This is a genomic window from Serinicoccus chungangensis, from assembly GCF_001483745.1.
Taxonomy (GTDB): Bacteria; Actinomycetota; Actinomycetes; order Actinomycetales; family Dermatophilaceae; genus Ornithinicoccus; species Ornithinicoccus chungangensis_A.
Genome location: NZ_LQBL01000007.1, coordinates 25,214 through 43,238, shown reverse-complemented (window position 1 = coordinate 43,238; position 18,025 = coordinate 25,214). Strand labels below are relative to the sequence as shown.

The window sequence follows — 18,025 nt, the reverse complement described above, 5'->3', positions numbered from 1 at the left end:
GGGACGGGGGGACAGGGGGTCAGGGGGTCAGGGGTGCCGGCCGGGGGTGGTGGGCTCGGTGCCGTCCGCGTCGGGGTAGGCCAGCAGGACGCACCCGGCGAGGTCGTCGTGGTGCTCGAGCTCGTCGAGGGCGCTGGTGACCGCGGCGAAGGGTCGGACCCCGCCGAGGAGCACCTCGAAGGCGGGGTCGGACAGCAGGTCCAGAGCGGTGCCCAGCCGGGCCGCCGGGTCCCGGCGGTGGCGGCGGGCCGCCCCGACCCGCGAGACCTGGCTGGCGACCAGCCGGAGCCGGCGCGAGTGGAAGTCCTCGCCGAGCGGCACCTGCGGTGCGGGGGAGCCGAACCACGAGAGCTCGACGACGTCGGCGTCGTCCCCGGCGAGCGAGAGCGCCAGCGCGAGGCCCGGCTCGCTGGCCGAGGCGTGGAAGACGAGGTCGCAGTCGCCCTGCGCCTCCTGCGGGGCCACCGCGTCCAGCCCGACGTCGGCCAGCTGCCGACGCCGGGCGGCATCGGCCTCCACCACCTGCAGCCGGGCCAGCGGGAAGCGGTGCAGCAGCAGCGCGAGCGCGCCGCCGATGAGCCCGGCCCCCACGACGGCCACGCGGTCGCCCGCGCACGGCGGGGCGTCCCAGAGGGCGTTGAGCGCCGTCTCGGTCGGGCCGGTGAGGACCGCGCGGGGCGAGGGCACCTCGTCCGGGACCCGGGTGAGGGCGTCCACGGGCACGACATACCGGTCCTGGTGCGGGTGCAGGCAGAACACCCGCGCCCCGACCCACTCCCGCGGTCCGCGTTCGACCACCCCGACGGACAGGTAGCCGTACTTCACCGGGAAGGGGAAGCCGCCCTCCTGGAAGGGCGCACGCATCCGGTCGACCTGCGAGTCGGGCACGCCGCCGCGGCGCACCAGCAGCTCGGTGCCCCGGCTGATGCCGCTGAACGACGCCCGCACGAGGGCCTCGCCCGGCCCCGGCTCGCCGAGCTGCTCCTCACGCAGCTCGCCCTGGCCCGGCCCGGTGGCCCAGTAGGCCAGGGCCGTCTGCGCTCCGGCGCTCACCCGCGCGTCTCCAGGTCGACGACGTCGCGGACGAACGAGGCGGCGAGCGCCACGAGCGCCAGGGCCACCCCACCTGCGGCCCACGCGGGGGGCACGACCGGCACCAGGGCGACCCACAGGGCGATGCCCTGGACGGCGGCGACCGTCCGGCGGGCCAGGCTCGGCCTCAGCTCCGCCCGCAGGGCCGGGCGCACCCACGAGGCGAGCACGAAGACGTAGCGCATCGCTCCGACGGCCACGACCCACCAGCCCAGCGTCGCGCCCACGAGGGCCGACAGGACGAGCAGGAGGGCGGCGTCGGACTCCATGTCGAGCCTCGCCCCTGCTGCGCTCGCGGTGCCCGTGGCCCGGGCCAGCCACCCGTCCACGGCGTCCAGCAGCAGCGCGGCCCCGACGACCAGCGCCACGGCCCACGTGCGGGCGGGCAGCTGGCCGGCGAGGACGAGGACCGTCGCGGTCGCGACCACCCCCGTCAGCGCGACCCGCGCCAGGGTGACCACGTCCGGCGGGCTCACCGTCGCGGGGCGACGACGCACCAGCGCCGCGGTGGCCACGACCGGTACCACCAGGCCGACGGCGACCGCGAGGACGCCCACGCCGAGACCGGGACCGACGCGGGTGACCAGCCCCACGCACAGGGCCAGCGGGAGGAGGACGACGGCCGACTCGACCACCCCGCCGCCGCGCAGCCGTGCCGCGGGCGCCTGTGCCGACATCAGCTGGCGTCCGGCACGTCGGCCGCCAGCGTCGAGGGCACGGCGTCCCTGCGCCGGAGGTCCAGCTCGGTGACCATGTCGTCCCCGAGCTGGTAGCGGCGTGCGGGCGGCCGGAGGGCGTCGGACAGCAGGTCCTCGCCGGCGACGCGGAGCCCCGGCACCCCGTCCCCGATGAGCACCGGCGCGGTCGTGAGGTAGAGCCGGTCGACGGCCCCGGCCCGGACGAAGGCCGACACCAGCCGTCCGCCACCCTCCACGAGCACCCGGTGGAGGCCGCGGGAGGCGAGCAGGTCGAGCACGGCGCGCGGCTCCATGGGGCCCTCGCCGGGCCAGCGGACGACCTCGACGTGCCCACCCACGGGGCCGACGGGGGTGTCGCCCCCGCGGACCCACAGCGTCGGCGCCGCGCCGTCGGTGAGCACCGCGGCGTCGGCCGGGGTCACGCCCCGCGGGTCCAGCACGACCCGGACCGGGTGCGCTCCGCTCACCGCGCGAACGGTGAGCCGGGGGTCGTCGCAGACCACGGTGGCCGCGCCCACGACGACGGCGTCCACGAGGGCGCGCAGCCGGTGGAGGTGCTCACGGTCCTGCTCCCCGGTGACGAAGGCGGCGTCGCCGGTGCGGCTGGCGATGAAGCCGTCGAGGCTCTGGCCGAGCTGGGCCAGGACGAGAGGGCCGTCGGCCCGGTTGAGGTCGCCGTAGCGGTGGGCGAGCTCACCGGACGCCGGGATCCGCCCGGCGAGCAGCTGCTCCCACTCGCCCTGGTCGGCCTCGTCGTGGCCCATCCGCGTCCGCTTGGTGGCCAGGTAGAAGGCGTTCTCCTCGCGGTCCGGGACGACGAGCGGCACCCGCTCCACGACCTCGATCCCCAGAGCGCTGAGGGCGAGCTCCTTGGCCGGGTTGGACGACAGCAGCCGGACGCGGCGCATCCCGAGGTCGAGCAGCATCGCGGCGCAGTGGTCGTAGGTGCGGGCATCCGCCGGGTGCCCGAGCGCGAGGTTGGCGTCGACCGTGTCCACCCCGCGGTCCTGCAGGGCGTAGGCCCGCAGCTTCTCCGCGAGTCCGATGGCCCGGCCCTCGTGGCCGCGGGCGTAGACGACGGCGCCCCGGCCCGTGCGGGCCAGCAGGTGGAGCGCCTGCTGGAGCTGCTCGCCGCAGTCGCAGCGGCGGGACCCGAGGGCGTCCCCGGTGAGGCACTCGGAGTGCACCCGCACCAGGGGGGGCGGGAGGTCGGGGCCGTCGTCGTCGCTCACGCCGAGGCTGAGGACGACGTGGTCCATCCCCGTGTCGTCGCGGTATGCCGTCATCCGGAAGGTCGCGTGGTCGGTCGGGAGACGGGTGTCGGCCACCCGTTCGACCCGCCGCGGTGCGGTTCTCGCCTGCTCACCCATCCTCCACATTATGGTCGTGGCCGGCGATCTTCTCCTGCGGAGGGGTGAGCAGCGTGTCGACCGCCCGGGACGACGAACGCGTCGACCCCGGGGACCGCGGCCACGGTGCCCGCCTCGAGCAGCTCCTGGCGACGACCCTCGTCCTCGGCCACCCCGACCACCGGCACACCGGCCGACCGGCCGGCCTGCACGTCGGTCACCGAGTCGCCGAGGAAGACCGCGTCCTCGGGCCGGGCGTCGAGGAGGCGCATCGCGCGCAGCAGCAGGTCCGGAGCCGGCTTGAGGTCGCTGACACGGCCCGCAGAGCGTCCGACGACGAGCAGCCGCCCGCTGGTGCCCGGCCGGGCGCGGTCCAGCACGCGGGCCACGACCTGCGGGGTGTTGTTGGTGACGACGGCCAGCGAGGCACCGCGCTCGAGGGTCCGGTCGACGAGGTCCAGCGCTCCGGGTCGGGGGGACACCCGGGAGGCGGCGTCGAGCTCCAGCTCGGTGACCAGCCGCTCCAGGGGTGCGAGCAGGCCGGGGGAGTGCTCGTCCACCAGGCGCAGGCACTGCACGTGGTCCGGCTCGTCCTGCAGCCGCTCTGCCAGCCCCGGACCCCCGAGCCGGTGCGCCTCCGCCCGCACCCGGTCCCCCAGCTCGGCCCAGGACGACCCGGGGAAGAGCCGGGCGAGCGGCCCGTCGAAGTCGACGAGCAGGGTCCGGGCGTCCTCGACGAGGCGGCGGGCGGTCTCCATCCGACCGACCCTAGCGAGGTCACCCCGTCCGGCCACCGACACCCTCCGGGGGTCCGCACGTAAATTCACGCAAACCCTTGTGAGCCCCGGAGGCGGTGACCTATACCTGTCAGGGCAAAGACGCAAACGTTTACGCACGCAAGGAGAGACAATGACGTCACGGCTCCGACCACACCGGTCCCGGAGATGGACAGCCCTCACGCTCGCGACGACGGTCGGCATCACCGGCCTCGCACCCGCCGCCCTGGCGGTCCAGCCGGCCACGCAGGAGGCCGGGGGGACGGACCAGGAGGCGGCCGACTTCACCGCCCTGCTCGACTTCGAGACCTACACCCCCGGCCCGCTGGACGGTCAGGACGGCTGGGTGGGTTCGGCGGCCGCCTCGGTGGTGCAGGACCCGCTCAACCAGAACAATTTCGTGGGTCAGCTCAACGGGCCCGGGGAGAAGACCTACCGCGAGATCCCGTCCATCGAGGACGGTGAGACCGGGACGCTGTTCTTCCGGTTCCTGCGCACGGAGACCGTCGACACCTCCTTCGGGATCACCGACGTGGACGTGCCCGGCACCTACACCGACAGCCGCGCCTACGTGAACAACCAGAACGACGACATCCTCCGCGCCCGCGACGGAGGGGCGTTCGAGTCCGTCGGCATCTGGGGCCAGGACTCCTGGCAGTGCGTCTGGATCGTCGCCGACAACGCGGCCGACGAGGTCGCCGTCTACAGCCAGGGCGGCCCCTACGAGGAGCAGACCCGGCTCCCGGACGGCGCCGAGGAGCAGTTCGACTTCCGGGTCCCGGTCTCCGGCGCCCTGGACCGGTTCTTCTGGATCAACGGCTCACGCAGCCCCGGCGACCTCTACCTGGACGACGTGGGCATCGACACCGCGGGGGAGAACCTCGCCATCCCGAGCGGCAACCCCGCCGACTGCGAGGCGGGGGAGATCCCCGAGCAACCGCTGCTGAACCCGCTGCCCGACCCCGAGCCGTCGACCCTGGGCATCGAGGTGGAGGAGCTCGTCCAGCTCCCGGAGTCCACGACGACGCCGGCGGCCAGCGACCAGCGGCTCATCCGGCACAACCGGATCACCCACCTGGACGAGATCCCGGACGGCTCGGGCCGTCTGGCGATCCCGGACATGAACGAGATGCTCTACCTGGTGGACAAGGAGACGGGGGACTACAGCCCCTACCTCAACGTCCGCGACCAGTTCGTCGACAACTTCCACAACCACGCGGGCCTGGGCACCGGGTTCGGCTTCGTCGAGCACCACCCGGAGTATGCCGAGAACGGCATCTTCTACACGGTGCACACCGAGGCCGGCAGCGCGCTCACCGAGGACGAGCCGGACTTCCCCGCCTTCGGCGGCACCGGCTACCACAGCGTCGTCACCGAGTGGACCGCCGACGACCCCGCCGCCGACGTCTTCTCCGGCACCAGCCGTGAGCTGATGCGCGTGCCGTTCGCGGGCCGCGTGCACACCCTGCAGCAGATCGCCTTCAACCCGACCGTCAGCCCGGGCGACCCCGACTACGGGATGCTCTACATCCTCTCCGGCGACGGCGGCAACGGCGTCGGCAACGACAACCCGCAGGACCTGGCGACGCCGCACGGCAAGATCTTCCGGATCGACCCGATGGGCGACGACAGCGACAACGGGCAGTACGGCATACCCTCCGACAACCCGTTCGTGGAGACCGAGGGCGCCCTCGGCGAGATCTACGCCGTCGGCCTGCGCGACCCGCACCGCATCAGCTGGGACCCCGAGGGCGAGAACACGATGTACCTCGGGCACATCGGCGAGTGGCAGGTGGAGTCGGTGTATGCCGTGGAGCCGGGCGACAACTTCGGCTGGTCCGACCGCGAGGGTCCCTTCGTGGCGCAGAACCGGCAGATCTTCCCGCTGCCCGAGGACGACGCCGAGCAGTTCGACTTCACCTACCCGGTGGCGGCCTACGACCACAACCGCGACCCCGGCCAGACCGGCGACGCGGGCGTGGCGCTCAACGGCGGCTTCGTCTACCGCGGCGAGATCGAGGAGCTGCAGGGCAAGTACCTCTTCACGGACCTGGTCCGGGGGTGGGTGCTCTCCACCGAGGCCGACGAGATGAACCGCAACGACGGCGACCTCGAGGACCTGGCCGACATCGAGCAGCTCAGGGTCTTCGCCGACGGCGAGGAGACCACCTTCGCCGAGCTCGTCGGTGACAGCCGGGTCGACCTGCGCTTCGGGTCCGACGCCGACGGCGAGCTCTACCTCGTGTCCAAGGCCGACGGCAAGGTCTGGGAGGTGACCGGCGCCCGCGAGGACGTCCTGTCCTCGCCCTACGTCCTGGAGGACATCGCCGCCGACGTCGTGGCCCGCTACGACTTCGACCACCCGGTCGAGGGCGACGCCACCCAGGAGGCCGACCAGGGCCCGTCCGGGACCGACATCGACCTCGTCAACGGCGGGGTGGAGATGCGGGTGGCGGACGCGGCATACCCGGGTGCCGGCGAGGCGCTGCAGACGCAGCAGCTGAGCCCGGACCAGGACTCCGACGACGACTGGAAGGCCGGGGTCTACGACGCCGACGGCGTGCAGAGCCTGTCCCGCTTCGCCGGTGCCGAGGAGACGACGGTCATGGGCTGGTTCAAGCCCACCGGCGAGCTGCCGGCACCGAACTCGAACACCACGAACCCGGACGACCGCTACAACGCGATCGGCCTGGCGGGCGTCCTCTCGGGCGACTCCGACGGGCACGGTGTGCGCGCCCTGCTGGAGGTCATCGACGTGGGCGGCGAGCAGAAGCTCGTGGCCCTGGGCCGCCGGGTCGACGGGTCCTCCTCCTGGACCTACGCGGCCGACCTGCCCTGGGACGAGATCCTGGAGCAGGGCGAGTGGGTGCACCTGGCCGCCACCTTCGACTTCGTCGAGGGCGAGATGGCGCTCTACATGAACGGCGAGCCGCTCGAGGGCGACTACACCGCGTCCAACCCCTGGGGCTCGGGTCGGACCTCCGACACCGACCCCGCGGGGATCAAGATCGGTGGGAGCTTCCCCCAGGACACCCAGGAGCGCAACCCCTGCGACTGCCGGATGGACGACCTCATGTTCCTGGACGCCGTGCCGACCGCCGAGCAGATGGCGGCGCAGTACGCGCTGTTCGAGGTCCCGGAGGAGCAGCCGGTCTTCGACCCGGGCTGCACCCCCGGTGACACGGTCATCACCGATGTCATGGACGCCTCGAACTGGGCGCCGCGGACCCCCGAGAAGTGGGAGTTCCCCGGTGACGCGGTTGTGCTGGCCGAGGCCGGTGACAACCCGGACGACGGCATCCGCCGGCCGTTCGAGTACGCCGTGCTCACCGAGGGGCCCGAGCTGGGCTCCGTGGTGATGGACGCGCAGGTGCGGCTCGACGAGCCGGTGTCGGTCAACAACAGGGACGTCATCCTCGTCTTCGGCTACCAGTCGGACACGGAGTACTACTACGCGCACCTGTCGCAGGACAACACCATCTACGCGCACAACGGCATCTTCAAGGTCGACGGCGCCGACCGGGAGCGGATCGACGACCAGTGGGACGGCACCATCGGTGCCCCGCCCGCGGTCACCGACGACGCCTGGCACGACGTCCGGCTCGTGCACTGCGCCGACACCGGCCGGGTCGCCGTCTACCTCGACGGGCTGGAGCGTCCGCTGCTCACCGCCACGGACGACACCTTCGGCTCCGGCCGGGTGGGCTTCGGCTCCTTCGACAACGTCGGCCGGATCCGCGGCGTCACCGTCACGGGAGACAGCGCCGAGGTCCCGGTGGTGCAGCCGAGCGTGACCATCACCGGCGGTGGTGGTGAGGTCGCGACCGACGAGCCCGTCGAGGTGACGGGCGAGGCGACCCCGGGAAGCACCGGCTGGCGCAAGGACGTCGAGGCGGTGTATGCCGAGCTCCAGGACGCCGAGGGCCGCAAGGTCGTCGGACGGGAGGTCCCGGTCACCGACGGCACCTTCGCCACCTCGTTCGACGTCTCCGGCTTCACCCCCGGTGACTACACGATCAAGGTGTCGGTCCGGTCCAAGGGCCACGGCAACGCCTCGGACACCGCGGCGCTGACGCTGGTGGCCCCGGCGACCCCCACGGACGAGGTGGACCTGCGGATCTCGACCAACGCGCAGTGCTCCAACAAGACCGCCGTGGTCGCGGTGCACGTCGTCAACGAGGACGGTCACCGGGTGGACATCCGCGCGACCACCGCCTTCGGCGACAAGAAGTGGACCAACGTCAAGGACGGCAAGGCCGTCTACCACGTGTTCCGCTCGGGCGAGGGCTCCATCGAGGCCGGGACCGTCACCGTCGCGGGCTACGCGTTCTACGACGGCGTGGGCCACTACGAGCGCTACGAGGTGGACCACGGGGCGGTGAGCTGCTCCTGAGTCGCGACTGACCGGCCCTGACGAGGCCCCCCGGTGGTGGTGCTCCGCCCACCACCACCGGGGGGCCTCCCGCACGTGCGCCACCGGCACCGGCGGCGTCGGGTGGTCTGAGACGTCCCACCGAGCAGGCAGGATGGGAGGATGACCTCTCCCGCTGCCCAGGACCGCACCCGATGAGCTCGCAGGACGGCGACCTCGACCAGAGCACCGAGCCGGAGGCCGGTGGCCAGGGCGACCAGTACGAGACCGTCGAGGTCGGGGGAGTGGAGCGCCGGCTCGAGGAGGAGCTGCACGAGGAGTTCAACGCCACCGTCTCCGAGGGCGAGGAGCGGCTCAAGCGCACCCACCGAGGACTGGTGGTGACCGGCCTCTTCGGCGGGATCGACGTGGGGCTGGGCATCATGGCGATGCTCGCGGTGATGCACGCCACCGGCAGCACGCTGCTGTCCGGCCTGGCCTTCGGCATCGGCCTGCTGGCGCTGCGGCTGGCGCACTCCGAGCTGTTCACCGAGGACTTCATGCTCCCGGTCAACGCCGTCCTGGCCGGGCACGGCACCTTCGCCCAGCTCTTCCGGCTGTGGTCGGTCACCCTGGTGACCAACCTGGCCGGGGGATGGATGTTCATGTGGCTGGTGGTGTATGCCTTCCCGCAGTTCCACGAGGACCTCACCAGCTCCGCGGTCGACTACGTGACGGCCGGGTTCACCATGGAGACGATCGCCCTGGCGCTGCTCGCCGGGAGCACCATCACCCTGATGACCCGGATGAACCAGGGCACCAGCTCCGACGTCATGACGGCCGTGATCTCGCTCATCGGCGGGCTCCTCGTGGTCGGCCTGGAGATGCACCACGGGGCGCTGTCCTCGGTGCTCATCTTCGGTGCGATGCAGGCCGGCGCAGAGATCTCGATCGGCCAGTGGCTGGGCTGGTTCTGGTGGGTCACCCTGCTCAACATGGTCGGGGGCCTGGTCATCATGACGGCCCCGCGCATCGTCCGGACGTGGGAGCTGGTGCGCGAGGAGCGCGCGCGCCGGCTCTCCGAGGGCCACCTCCGCTGACGACCGGAGACGCCACCACCGCGCCGGCCGGCGTGCTGCACGGTGGCGTGGCGCTCAGGAGCGTCGCGGCGGCCCGCTGGAGTCCCGCTCCACCAGGGTGGCCGGCATGACGACCCGGCGCGGCCGCTTGGCCGCCGGGCGCAGCGCGAGCTCCAGGGCCTTCTCGCCCATCTGCTGCATCGGCAGCCGGACGGTGGTGAGCGACGGGGAGAGGTCGGCGGCCACCGGCACGTCGTCGAAGCCGGTCACCGACATGTCGTCCGGCACCCGCAGCGACCGGGACCGGAGCACCGACAGCGCACCGATGGCCATGTCGTCGTTGAGCGCGAGCACGGCGGTGCTGCCGGGGTGCTCGCGCAGCACCTCGAGGGTGGCCGTCTTGCCGCCGTCCCGGGTGAAGGGGGCCACGACGACGGGCACCTCCTCGCGGGGGATGCCCGCCTCGGCGAGCGCCCGGTGCACGCCGGTGAGCCGGTCGGCGACGGTGGTGAGCCCTAGCGACCCGGTGACGACGGCGACCCGGCGGTGGCCCAGCGCCAGCAGGTGCCGGGTGACGGCCTGGGCGCCGTCGGTGTTGGCGGGGAGCACGGCGTCGGTGGCGTGCTGGTGGCGGCCGATCGCCACCACGCGCCCGCCCGCCTGGGTGAAGCGGGTCAGCTCGCGGTGGATGCTGCGCTCGGCCTCGGCGTCGAGGTAGCCCGACCCCGCCACGACGATGACCCCGACCCGGTTGGCGATGAGGGTCCGCAGCTGCCGCAGCTCGATCTGCGGGTCCCGCCCGCTATGGCACATCTGCACGGACAGCCCCCGTCGGCCGGCCACCCGCATGACGCCGCTGGCGATCTCGGAGAAGTAGGGGTCGGCCACCTCGTGGACCACCAGGCCGACGCTGGAGCTGGTGCCCCCCGCGAGCGACCGGGCGTGGACGTTGCCGATGTAGCCCAGGGACTCGGCGATCTCCTTGACCCGCTCGGCGACGGCGGTGCTGACGCCCTGCCGGCCGCTCAGCGCCCGGGAGGCCGTGGCCACCGAGACACCTGCCGACTGCGCGATGTCCACCAACCGTGGTGCCGCCGCTCCGGTCATCATCGACTCCTCGTCCTCGTGGTGCGTCCGCTGGTCGGCGGGCCGGGCGTCCCGGGAGACCCGCGCCGGTACCTCCTTGCCAACGCCCAAGACGCACGTTATCGTACAACGCAATCGTTTGTGCAAACGTTTGCGTAATCGGTTGACCTTCCCCCGTGGGCCGCAAAGGAGCGCCAGATGAAGCACAGCACCCGCCGATCCGTCCTGATGTCCGTCGACCAGGCCGGGGGGACCTCCACCGCGGTCGGCCGGCCGGGCCGCCGCCGCGCCGCCCTGGCCGTGGCCGCCGCCGGGGCCCTCACGCTCAGCGCCTGCGGCCTCGGTGGCGGCGCAGGCTCCTCCGCCGAGGGGGAGGAGGGCGAGGGGGACGAGGGTCCGGTCACCATCGGGATCTCGCTGCCGCTCACCGGTGACTTCTCCGAGCCCGGCAAGGGCGTCCAGCGCGGCTACGAGGCCTGGGCCGAGTACACCAACGCCAACGGCGGCCTCCTGGGCCGCGACGTCGAGCTCATCATCTACGACGACCAGTCCAACGCCGACCGGGTCGCCTCCGACTACGAGAAGCTCATCAACCAGGACCAGGTGGACATCGTCGTCGGCCCGTTCTCCACCCGCCTCGTGGTGCCGGCGGCTCAGGTGGCGCAGGACTACGGCTTCCTCTTCGTCGAGCCGGCCGGCGCCGCCGAGGAGGTCTTCACCCAGGGCTTCGACAACCTCTTCTACGCCGCGCCCGCCATCGCGAACGACCACTACAACTACCTGGCCGAGCACATCCTGGCCATGCCCGAGGGGGAGCGCCCGACCACGGCCGCCTACGCCTCGATGGACGACCCCTTCGCCCAGGGCACCGCCTACGGGCTCAAGGAGAAGCTGGAGGAGGGCGGCATCGAGACCGTCGCCGACGAGGTCTACCCGCCCAACACCACCGACTTCTCCAGCATCGCCAACAAGATCGCCAACACCGACGCGGACATCCTCGTCGGCGGCACGCAGTACCAGGACGCGGTCAACCTCATCGTGGCCCTGCAGCAGCTGGACTACCAGCCGCGCCTCGCGGCCTTCTCCACGGCGCCCACCAACCCGGAGTTCCCGGAGGCCATCGGCGAGACCGAGGGCATCCTGTCGCCCACCGGCTACACCCCGGACGCGGACTACCCGTCGAACGCGGAGTTCGTGGACTTCTACACCGAGCAGCACGGCAACCCGCCCAACGAGGACGAGGCCAACGCCTGGACCACCATGCAGGTGGTCGCCGCCGCGGCCGAGGCCAACGAGTGCGCCGACCCCAGCCCGGAGTGCCAGCAGTCGATGATCGACTGGCTGCGCGAGAACGAGGTGGAGACCGTCGTGGGCCCGCTGTCGTGGGACGCCGAGGGCCGCCCGCAGGCCGCCCACCTCATCCAGCAGTGGCAGGACGACGAGATCGTCATCGTCCTGCCCGAGGACGCCAGCGACGCCGAGCTGAGCTTCCCCAAGCAGGACTGGTGAGCCCCATCCGCCTGCTGCACCGCACCCGCGACCGATCAGAAGGGAGCCTCTCGTGAGCGCCCTCATCACCCAGGCGGTGATCCTCGGGATCCTGCTCGGGGGCCTCTACGCCCTCCTCGCCGCCGGCCTGACGCTCTACTTCGGGGTGATGCGCGTGGTGATGATCGCCCACTCGGCGTTCCTCATCCTCGCCGCGTACCTCGCCTGGGCGTTCCACCGCGCCACCGGCATCGACCCGTTGTTCTCGCTCATCGCGACGGTGCCGCTGTTCTTCCTCCTGGGCGTGGTCATGCAGCGCTTCCTGCTGTCCCGGCTCAAGCCCGTCACCCTCACCATGATGTCGGTCCTGCTGACCTTCGCCATCGCCCTCATCATCGAGGGGATGCTGGGGTTCGTCTGGACCGGGACGCAGCGGCGGATCAGCCTGAGCTACTCGACGGCGAGCATCGAGATCTTCGGGGCCAACATCGCCGTGGTCAAGCTGGTGGCGTTCGGGCTGGCGGCGGTCAGCCTGCTGGCGCTCTACCTGCTCATGAAGGCCACGAGCTTCGGCCAGGCGCTGCGCGCGACCATCCAGCACAAGGAGGCCGCGGCGCTGCTGGGGATCGACACGGAGAAGGTGGCCGGGTACGGCTTCGGTCTCGGCCTCGCGACCGCGGCCATCGGTGGGACCGCGCTGTCCCTCGACTCCACGATCTACCCCTCGTTGCACTGGCACTGGATCGGCCCGCTCATGGCGATCATCGTCGTCGGGGGCCTCGGGAGCATCCCGGGCGCGGCCATCGCCGCGCTGGTCCTCGGCCTCAGCCAGAGCCTGCTGCAGATCCCGCTGGGCACCACCTGGGCCCAGACCGTGTTCTACCTCGCCCTGTTCATCACCCTGATGGTCCGTCCGCAGGGATTCTTCGGAGGTCGCCTTGCCCAACGCTTCTGACCTCGCCACCCCCACGCCGACGGCAGCGGCCGCCGGGCGACCGGACGACAGCGCCGGCGAGCGTTTCGACCGGCGCCTGGGCCTGGCCAAGGCCGGCCTGGGAGTCGTGGCGGTCGTGCTCGCGCTCATGGTGCCCTGGCTCGCGCCGGACGCCTTCATCCTGTCGGTGGCGGTCGTCATCGCCAGCTACGCCGCCTTCGCCGTCGGCTGGAACTTCGTCGGCGGGTTCACCGGCTACATCTCCCTGGGCCACGCCTCCTACTCCGGCCTGGGCGGGTATGCCGTGGCGCTGCTCACCACGCACACCGGGATCAACCCCTGGGTGGCGCTGGTGCTGGGAGCGGTCGCCGTCGCGCTGCTGGCGGTCCCGATCGGCATCGCCTCGCTGCGGGTCCGCGGCGCCTCCTTCGTCATCGTCTCCATCGCCCTCGTGCTCATCCTGCTCCTGGTGTTCCAGAGCTGGGCCTCGGTGACCGGCGGGTCGGAGGGTCTGCGGGTGCCGCGGCCGTTCGACAACTCGGTGCTGCGTCCCGAGCAGCACACCCGCTTCTACTTCCTCTTCCTCGTCCTCATCGGCATCGCGCTGCTCGTGTGGTGGCTCATCGACCGCTCGCAGTTCGGTGCCGGGCTCAAGGCCATCCGCGAGGACGAGGACAAGGCCGAGGCGCTCGGGGTGCCGACGTTCCGCTACAAGCTGGTCGTCTTCGTCATCTCCGCGTTCTTCACCAGCCTGGCCGGCGGCCTCTACGCGCTCTGGTTCGGCAACCTCGACCCGGTCTTCCAGTTCTCCATCCTCACCGGCTCCTACATGGTGCTCATGTCCCTCTTCGGGGGCATCCGCTCGCTGGTGGGCCCGGTGGTGGGTGCGGTGGTCGTCGGCTACGCCATGGAGGTCTTCAAGGCGCAGTACGGCGACAGCCAGTTCCACCTCGTGGCGCTGGGTCTGCTGCTCGCGGTCGTGGTCCTCTTCATGCCCGAGGGGGTGGTGCCCGCCCTCCTCGGGCTCGTGCACCGCCTGCGCCCCGCGGCCACCTCCATCCGCGAGGAGAGCGCCGCCCAGCTGCTCGAGCGCAACAAGGCGATCGACGCCGAGCGCCGGGCCCAGAGCGAGACCGAGGCCGAGCGGGAACCGGTCGAGGACGTGCACCACGCGAGCACCGGGAAGGGACGATCATGAGCGTGCAGCAGGACGTGCGCCCCAGCCTGCAGACCGAGGGCCTGTCCAAGGCGTTCGGCGGCGTGCAGGCCGTGAACGGCGCCACGGTGACCTTCCACGAGGGCAAGGTCAACGCCCTCATCGGCCCCAACGGGTCCGGGAAGTCGACCTTCTTCAACATCGTGACCGGCATGATCGCGCCGGACTCCGGCACCGTGCGGTTCCGTGGCCAGGACATCACCCGGCGGGCGCCGCACCGCATCTGCGCGGCGGGCATCGGGCGCAGCTTCCAGCTCTGCCGCACCTTCCCCCGGATGACCGTGCTGGAGAACCTCCTCGTCGCCGTCCGCCCCTCGGGGCTGGGTCAGCTGGTGGGGTCGAGCCGGAACCGCCGCCAGGTGGAGCGGGCGCGCGAGCTGCTGCGCCGCGTCGGCATCGACCACCTGGAGGGCTCGCTGGCCCAGGACATCTCCTACGGCCAGCAGAAGCTGCTGGAGCTCGCGGGCGTGCTCATGGGAGAACCCGACACGATCCTGCTCGACGAGCCGGCCGGCGGCGTCAACCCGGCCCTCATCGGCCGCATCGGCACGCTGGTGAAGGAGCTCAACGCCGAGGGGCGGACCTTCATCATCGTCGAGCACAACATGGACATGGTGATGAGTCTGTCCGACCACATCGTCGTGTTCGACCGAGGTGCCCCCATCGCGGAGGGCACGCCGTCCGAGGTCCAGCAGGACCCCCGAGTGCTGGAGGCCTACCTTGGCGTCTGACCACCTTCTCGAGCTCAACGACATCGAGGCCGGCTACGGCCGGGCCGCCCTCGTGCTGCGCGGGCTGACGGTCAAGGTCCCGGCCGGCTCGGTCGTCTGCCTCGTCGGTCCCAACGGCGCCGGCAAGTCCACCGTGCTCAAGGTCGCCAGCGGCATGCTGGCGCCGCGCTCGGGCTCCATCGTCGTCGACGGCGAGGAGGTCACCGGGGCAGGTCCGCAGTCGATGATCCGGCACGGGCTCTCGCACGTCCTCCAGGGCCACAGCGTCTTCAAGGAGATGACGGTCGCCGAGAACGTCTCGCTGGGGGCCTACACCGTCAAGGACAAGGCCCAGGTGCAGGAGCGGGTCGAGTTCGTCAAGAACCTCTTCCCCGTCGTCGCCGACCGGTGGGCCGCCCTGGCGGGCGCGCTGTCCGGAGGCCAGCAGAAGCAGGTCGAGTTCGCCCGCTCGCTCATGGTCAGCCCCAAGGTCGTGCTCCTCGACGAGCCGAGCATGGGCCTGGACCCCAAGACGACCTCCGTCGTCTTCGAGCAGGTCGTCCGGATGCGGGAGGCCGGGATCGCGGTGCTCCTGGTGGAGCAGAACGCCCGGCGCGCCCTCGAGACCGCCGACATCGGCTGCGTGCTCGACCTGGGCCGGGTCCACATCACCGGACCGGCCCCCGAGCTGCTGGAGGACCCGCAGCTCGCCGAGCTCTACCTCGGCGGAGGTGGCGCCCGTGGCGCCGACCCGGCCGAGGACCCCACCCCCTCCGGGTCGCGCTCACCCGAGCTGAGCAGCCCCGCCCCCGAAAGGACCTGAACACCATGGCCACCCACACCACCCGCATCATCATGAACGGCGTGACCGGCCGGATGGGCTACCGGCAGCACCTCGTCCGCTCGATCCTGGCCATCCGGGACGCCGGCGGGGTCGAGCTGCCCTCCGGGGACCGCATCCAGGTCGAGCCCGTCCTCGTGGGGCGCAACGCCGAGAAGCTGCAGGAGCTGGCCCGGCGGCACGACGTCGAGGACTGGACGACCGACCTCGACGCGGCGCTCGCCGACGAGAGCGCCACCGTCTACTTCGACGCCCAGGTCACCAGCGAGCGCAAGGGCGCCATCCTGCGGGCCATCGCGGCGGGCAAGCACATCTACACCGAGAAGCCCATCGCCGAGACGGTCGGCGACGGCCAGGAGATGGTGGACGCCGCGGTCGCCTCCGGCGTCATCAACGGCGTGGTCCACGACAAGCTCTACCTGCCCGGCCTCGTCAAGCTCAAGCGGCTCATCGACTCCGGCTTCTTCGGGACGATCCTGTCGGTCCGCGGCGAGTTCGGCTACTGGGTGTTCGAGGGGGACGTGCAGCCCGCCCAGCGACCCAGCTGGAACTACCGCGCCGAGGACGGCGGCGGCATGGTGCTCGACATGTTCTGCCACTGGAACTACGTGCTGGAGAACCTCTTCGGCGCGGTGGAGTCGGTGACCGCCCGCGCGGTGACCCACATCCCGACCCGGTGGGACGAGCAGGGCCGGGAGTACCGCGCGACCGCGGACGACGCGGCATACGCGATCTTCGAGCTGGAGGGAGGGGTCATCGCGCAGGTCAACTCCTCCTGGGCGGTGCGTGTCGACCGGGGCGAGCTGGTGGAGTTCCAGGTGGACGGCACCCGTGGCTCGGCCGTCGCCGGGCTGTTCGGCTGCCGCATCCAGCCGGCCGTCAGCACCCCGAAGCCCGTGTGGAACCCCGACCTGCCGACCGAGGAGGACTTCCGGTCGCAGTGGGCCCAGATCCCGGACAACACCGAGTTCGGCAACGGCTTCCGTGCCCAGTGGGAGCAGTTCCTCCTGGACGTGTACGCCGGCCGCCCGCACGCCTACGACTTCGCCGCCGGCGTGCGTGGGCTCCAGCTGGTGGAGGCGGGTCTGCGGTCCTCGTCCGAGCGCCGCAGCGTCGACCTGACCGAGGTCGCGACCCCTCCCGCCGACCAGGCGTCGACGGAGCGGCTGCGCGCGACGGAGCCGGTGGCGTGAGCACGGCGACCGCGCGCCGGGCTCCCTCGACGACGGGGTCGGACACGGTCGCGCTGCCCGGGGCCGACGGCCGCTGGCGCGAGGTCGCCCTGCACGCCCCGAGGCAGTGGCAGGAGCACCCGGAGCCCTACGCCAGCCGGGTCGCCTTCGCGGCGGCCCACGTCGTGGCGGACCCCTACGGTGACAACACCCCGGGGGCACCGGCCCGCGTCGACTGGGACTCGACCCTCGCCTTCCGCCGCGGCCTGTTCCGGTACGGGTTCGGCGTCGCCGAGGCCATGGACACCGCCCAGCGCAACATGGGGCTGGACTGGGCGGCGGTGCAGGAGCTCGTCACCCGCAGCGCGGCGCAGGCGGCCGAGCTGGGCGCCCGCATCGCCAGCGGCGCCGGCACCGACCACGCCCCGGACGCGACGACCCTGGGGGCGGTGCGTGACGCGTACCTCGAGCAGGTGGACTTCGTCCAGGGCACCGGCTCGCAGGTCATCGTCATGGCCTCGCGCCAGCTCGCGGCCGCCGCCGAGGGCGAGACGGACTACCGCAGCGTCCTTGACCCGGTGCTGGACCGCGCGCAGGAGCCGGTGATCCTGCACTGGCTGGGGGAGATGTTCGACCCCGCCCTGTCCGGCTACTGGGGGAGCAGCGAGGTGCCGGCGGCGACGGAGGCGTTCCTGCGCCTCGTGCACGACCGCGCCGACGTCGTGGACGGCGTCAAGGTGTCCTTGCTGTCGGCCGAGCACGAGGTCGGCCTGCGGGCGGCACTGCCCGAGGGTGTCCGTCTCTACACCGGCGACGACTTCAACTACCCCGAGCTCATCAGGGGCGACGGGACGCACCACTCCGACGCCCTGCTCGGGGCGTTCGCCGCCATCGCGCCCGCGGCCTCCGCGGCCCTGGCGGCGCTCGACGAGGGAGACGTCGAGACCTACGACCAGGAGATGGCGCCGACGCTGGCGCTGTCGCGGCACATCTTCGAGCGTCCCACCTTCCACTACAAGACCGGCATCGCCTTCCTCTCGTGGCTCACCGGTCAGCAGCCCGGATTCGTCATGGTCGGCGGTCTGCAGTCGGCGCGCAGCGCGGTGCACCTGGCCCGGCTCTTCGAGCTGGCCGACGAGGCGCGGCTGCTCCCCGACCCCGACCTGGCGGCGCGGCGGATGCGCACGTGGCTCGTGGGCGCGGGGCTGACGCCGTGACGGCGGCGGCGGGCAC

The 18,025-nt window shown here is 72.2% G+C and carries 14 protein-coding genes; 9 read left to right on the top strand and 5 right to left on the bottom strand.

What is annotated here, in order from left to right; translation table 11 throughout:
• Positions 1–27: 27 nt before the first annotated feature.
• From AVL62_RS03875 to AVL62_RS03860, 4 genes are read right to left on the bottom strand one after another with little or no spacing between them, the layout of a single operon-like run.
• A complete protein-coding gene (locus AVL62_RS03875) occupies positions 28–1,053 on the bottom strand; it encodes a zinc-dependent alcohol dehydrogenase (RefSeq protein ID WP_058890352.1) in 1,026 nt (341 codons plus the stop codon).
• Positions 1,050–1,769 carry a CDP-alcohol phosphatidyltransferase family protein gene (locus AVL62_RS03870; protein ID WP_058890351.1) on the bottom strand — a complete coding sequence of 240 codons (720 nt, stop codon included), beginning with the start codon at positions 1,767–1,769 and terminating at the stop codon, positions 1,050–1,052. The genes AVL62_RS03875 and AVL62_RS03870 overlap by 4 nt, the downstream gene beginning before the upstream one ends.
• A complete protein-coding gene (gene ribA, locus AVL62_RS03865; RefSeq protein ID WP_235585512.1) occupies positions 1,769–3,160 on the bottom strand; it encodes a GTP cyclohydrolase II in 1,392 nt (463 codons plus the stop codon). Before ribA ends, AVL62_RS03870 begins: the two co-directional genes overlap by 1 nt.
• 8 nt (positions 3,161–3,168) lie before the next feature.
• Entirely contained in the window at positions 3,169–3,897 is a 729-nt protein-coding gene (locus AVL62_RS03860) for an HAD family hydrolase (protein ID WP_058890350.1), read from the bottom strand.
• Positions 3,898–4,048: 151 nt separating this feature from the next.
• On the opposite strand from AVL62_RS03860, the gene AVL62_RS16450 reads away from it, so the two are divergent.
• A complete protein-coding gene (locus tag AVL62_RS16450) occupies positions 4,049–8,308 on the top strand; it encodes a PQQ-dependent sugar dehydrogenase (RefSeq protein WP_083518656.1) in 4,260 nt (1,419 codons plus the stop codon).
• Positions 8,309–8,481: 173 nt separating this feature from the next.
• The gene (locus tag AVL62_RS03850) at positions 8,482–9,366 is read left to right on the top strand and encodes a formate/nitrite transporter family protein (protein WP_058890349.1); all 885 of its coding nucleotides are present in this window, start codon (positions 8,482–8,484) and stop codon (positions 9,364–9,366) included.
• A gap of 54 nt (positions 9,367–9,420) precedes the next feature.
• On the opposite strand, the gene AVL62_RS03845 is transcribed toward AVL62_RS03850, so the two are convergent.
• Positions 9,421–10,542: a LacI family DNA-binding transcriptional regulator gene (locus tag AVL62_RS03845; protein WP_235585510.1), complete on the bottom strand. Its 1,122-nt coding sequence runs from the start codon at positions 10,540–10,542 to the stop codon at positions 9,421–9,423.
• Between the two features lie 87 nt (positions 10,543–10,629).
• On the opposite strand from AVL62_RS03845, the gene AVL62_RS03840 reads away from it, so the two are divergent.
• The 7 genes from AVL62_RS03840 to AVL62_RS03810 are packed head-to-tail and all read left to right on the top strand — an operon-like array spanning position 10,630 to position 18,009.
• On the top strand, positions 10,630–11,940 hold the full coding sequence (locus AVL62_RS03840) for an amino acid ABC transporter substrate-binding protein (RefSeq protein WP_235585508.1): 1,311 nt from the start codon (positions 10,630–10,632) through the stop codon (positions 11,938–11,940).
• 52 nt (positions 11,941–11,992) lie between these two features.
• Positions 11,993–12,874, top strand: coding sequence for a branched-chain amino acid ABC transporter permease (locus AVL62_RS03835; RefSeq protein WP_058890348.1), 882 nt, complete (start codon positions 11,993–11,995; stop codon positions 12,872–12,874).
• Complete coding sequence (locus tag AVL62_RS03830; RefSeq protein ID WP_235585506.1) at positions 12,858–14,051, top strand: branched-chain amino acid ABC transporter permease; 1,194 nt, start codon at positions 12,858–12,860, stop codon at positions 14,049–14,051. The genes AVL62_RS03835 and AVL62_RS03830 overlap by 17 nt, the downstream gene beginning before the upstream one ends.
• Positions 14,048–14,800: an ABC transporter ATP-binding protein gene (locus AVL62_RS03825; RefSeq protein WP_058890347.1), complete on the top strand. Its 753-nt coding sequence runs from the start codon at positions 14,048–14,050 to the stop codon at positions 14,798–14,800. The genes AVL62_RS03830 and AVL62_RS03825 overlap by 4 nt, the downstream gene beginning before the upstream one ends.
• On the top strand, positions 14,790–15,602 hold the full coding sequence (locus tag AVL62_RS03820; RefSeq protein WP_083518655.1) for an ABC transporter ATP-binding protein: 813 nt from the start codon (positions 14,790–14,792) through the stop codon (positions 15,600–15,602). Before AVL62_RS03825 ends, AVL62_RS03820 begins: the two co-directional genes overlap by 11 nt.
• Positions 15,603–15,607: 5 nt before the next feature.
• A complete protein-coding gene (locus AVL62_RS03815; RefSeq protein WP_201023193.1) occupies positions 15,608–16,813 on the top strand; it encodes a Gfo/Idh/MocA family protein in 1,206 nt (401 codons plus the stop codon).
• Positions 16,810–18,009 carry a dihydrodipicolinate synthase family protein gene (locus AVL62_RS03810; RefSeq protein ID WP_058890346.1) on the top strand — a complete coding sequence of 400 codons (1,200 nt, stop codon included), beginning with the start codon at positions 16,810–16,812 and terminating at the stop codon, positions 18,007–18,009. Before AVL62_RS03815 ends, AVL62_RS03810 begins: the two co-directional genes overlap by 4 nt.
• Positions 18,010–18,025: the final 16 nt, after the last annotated feature.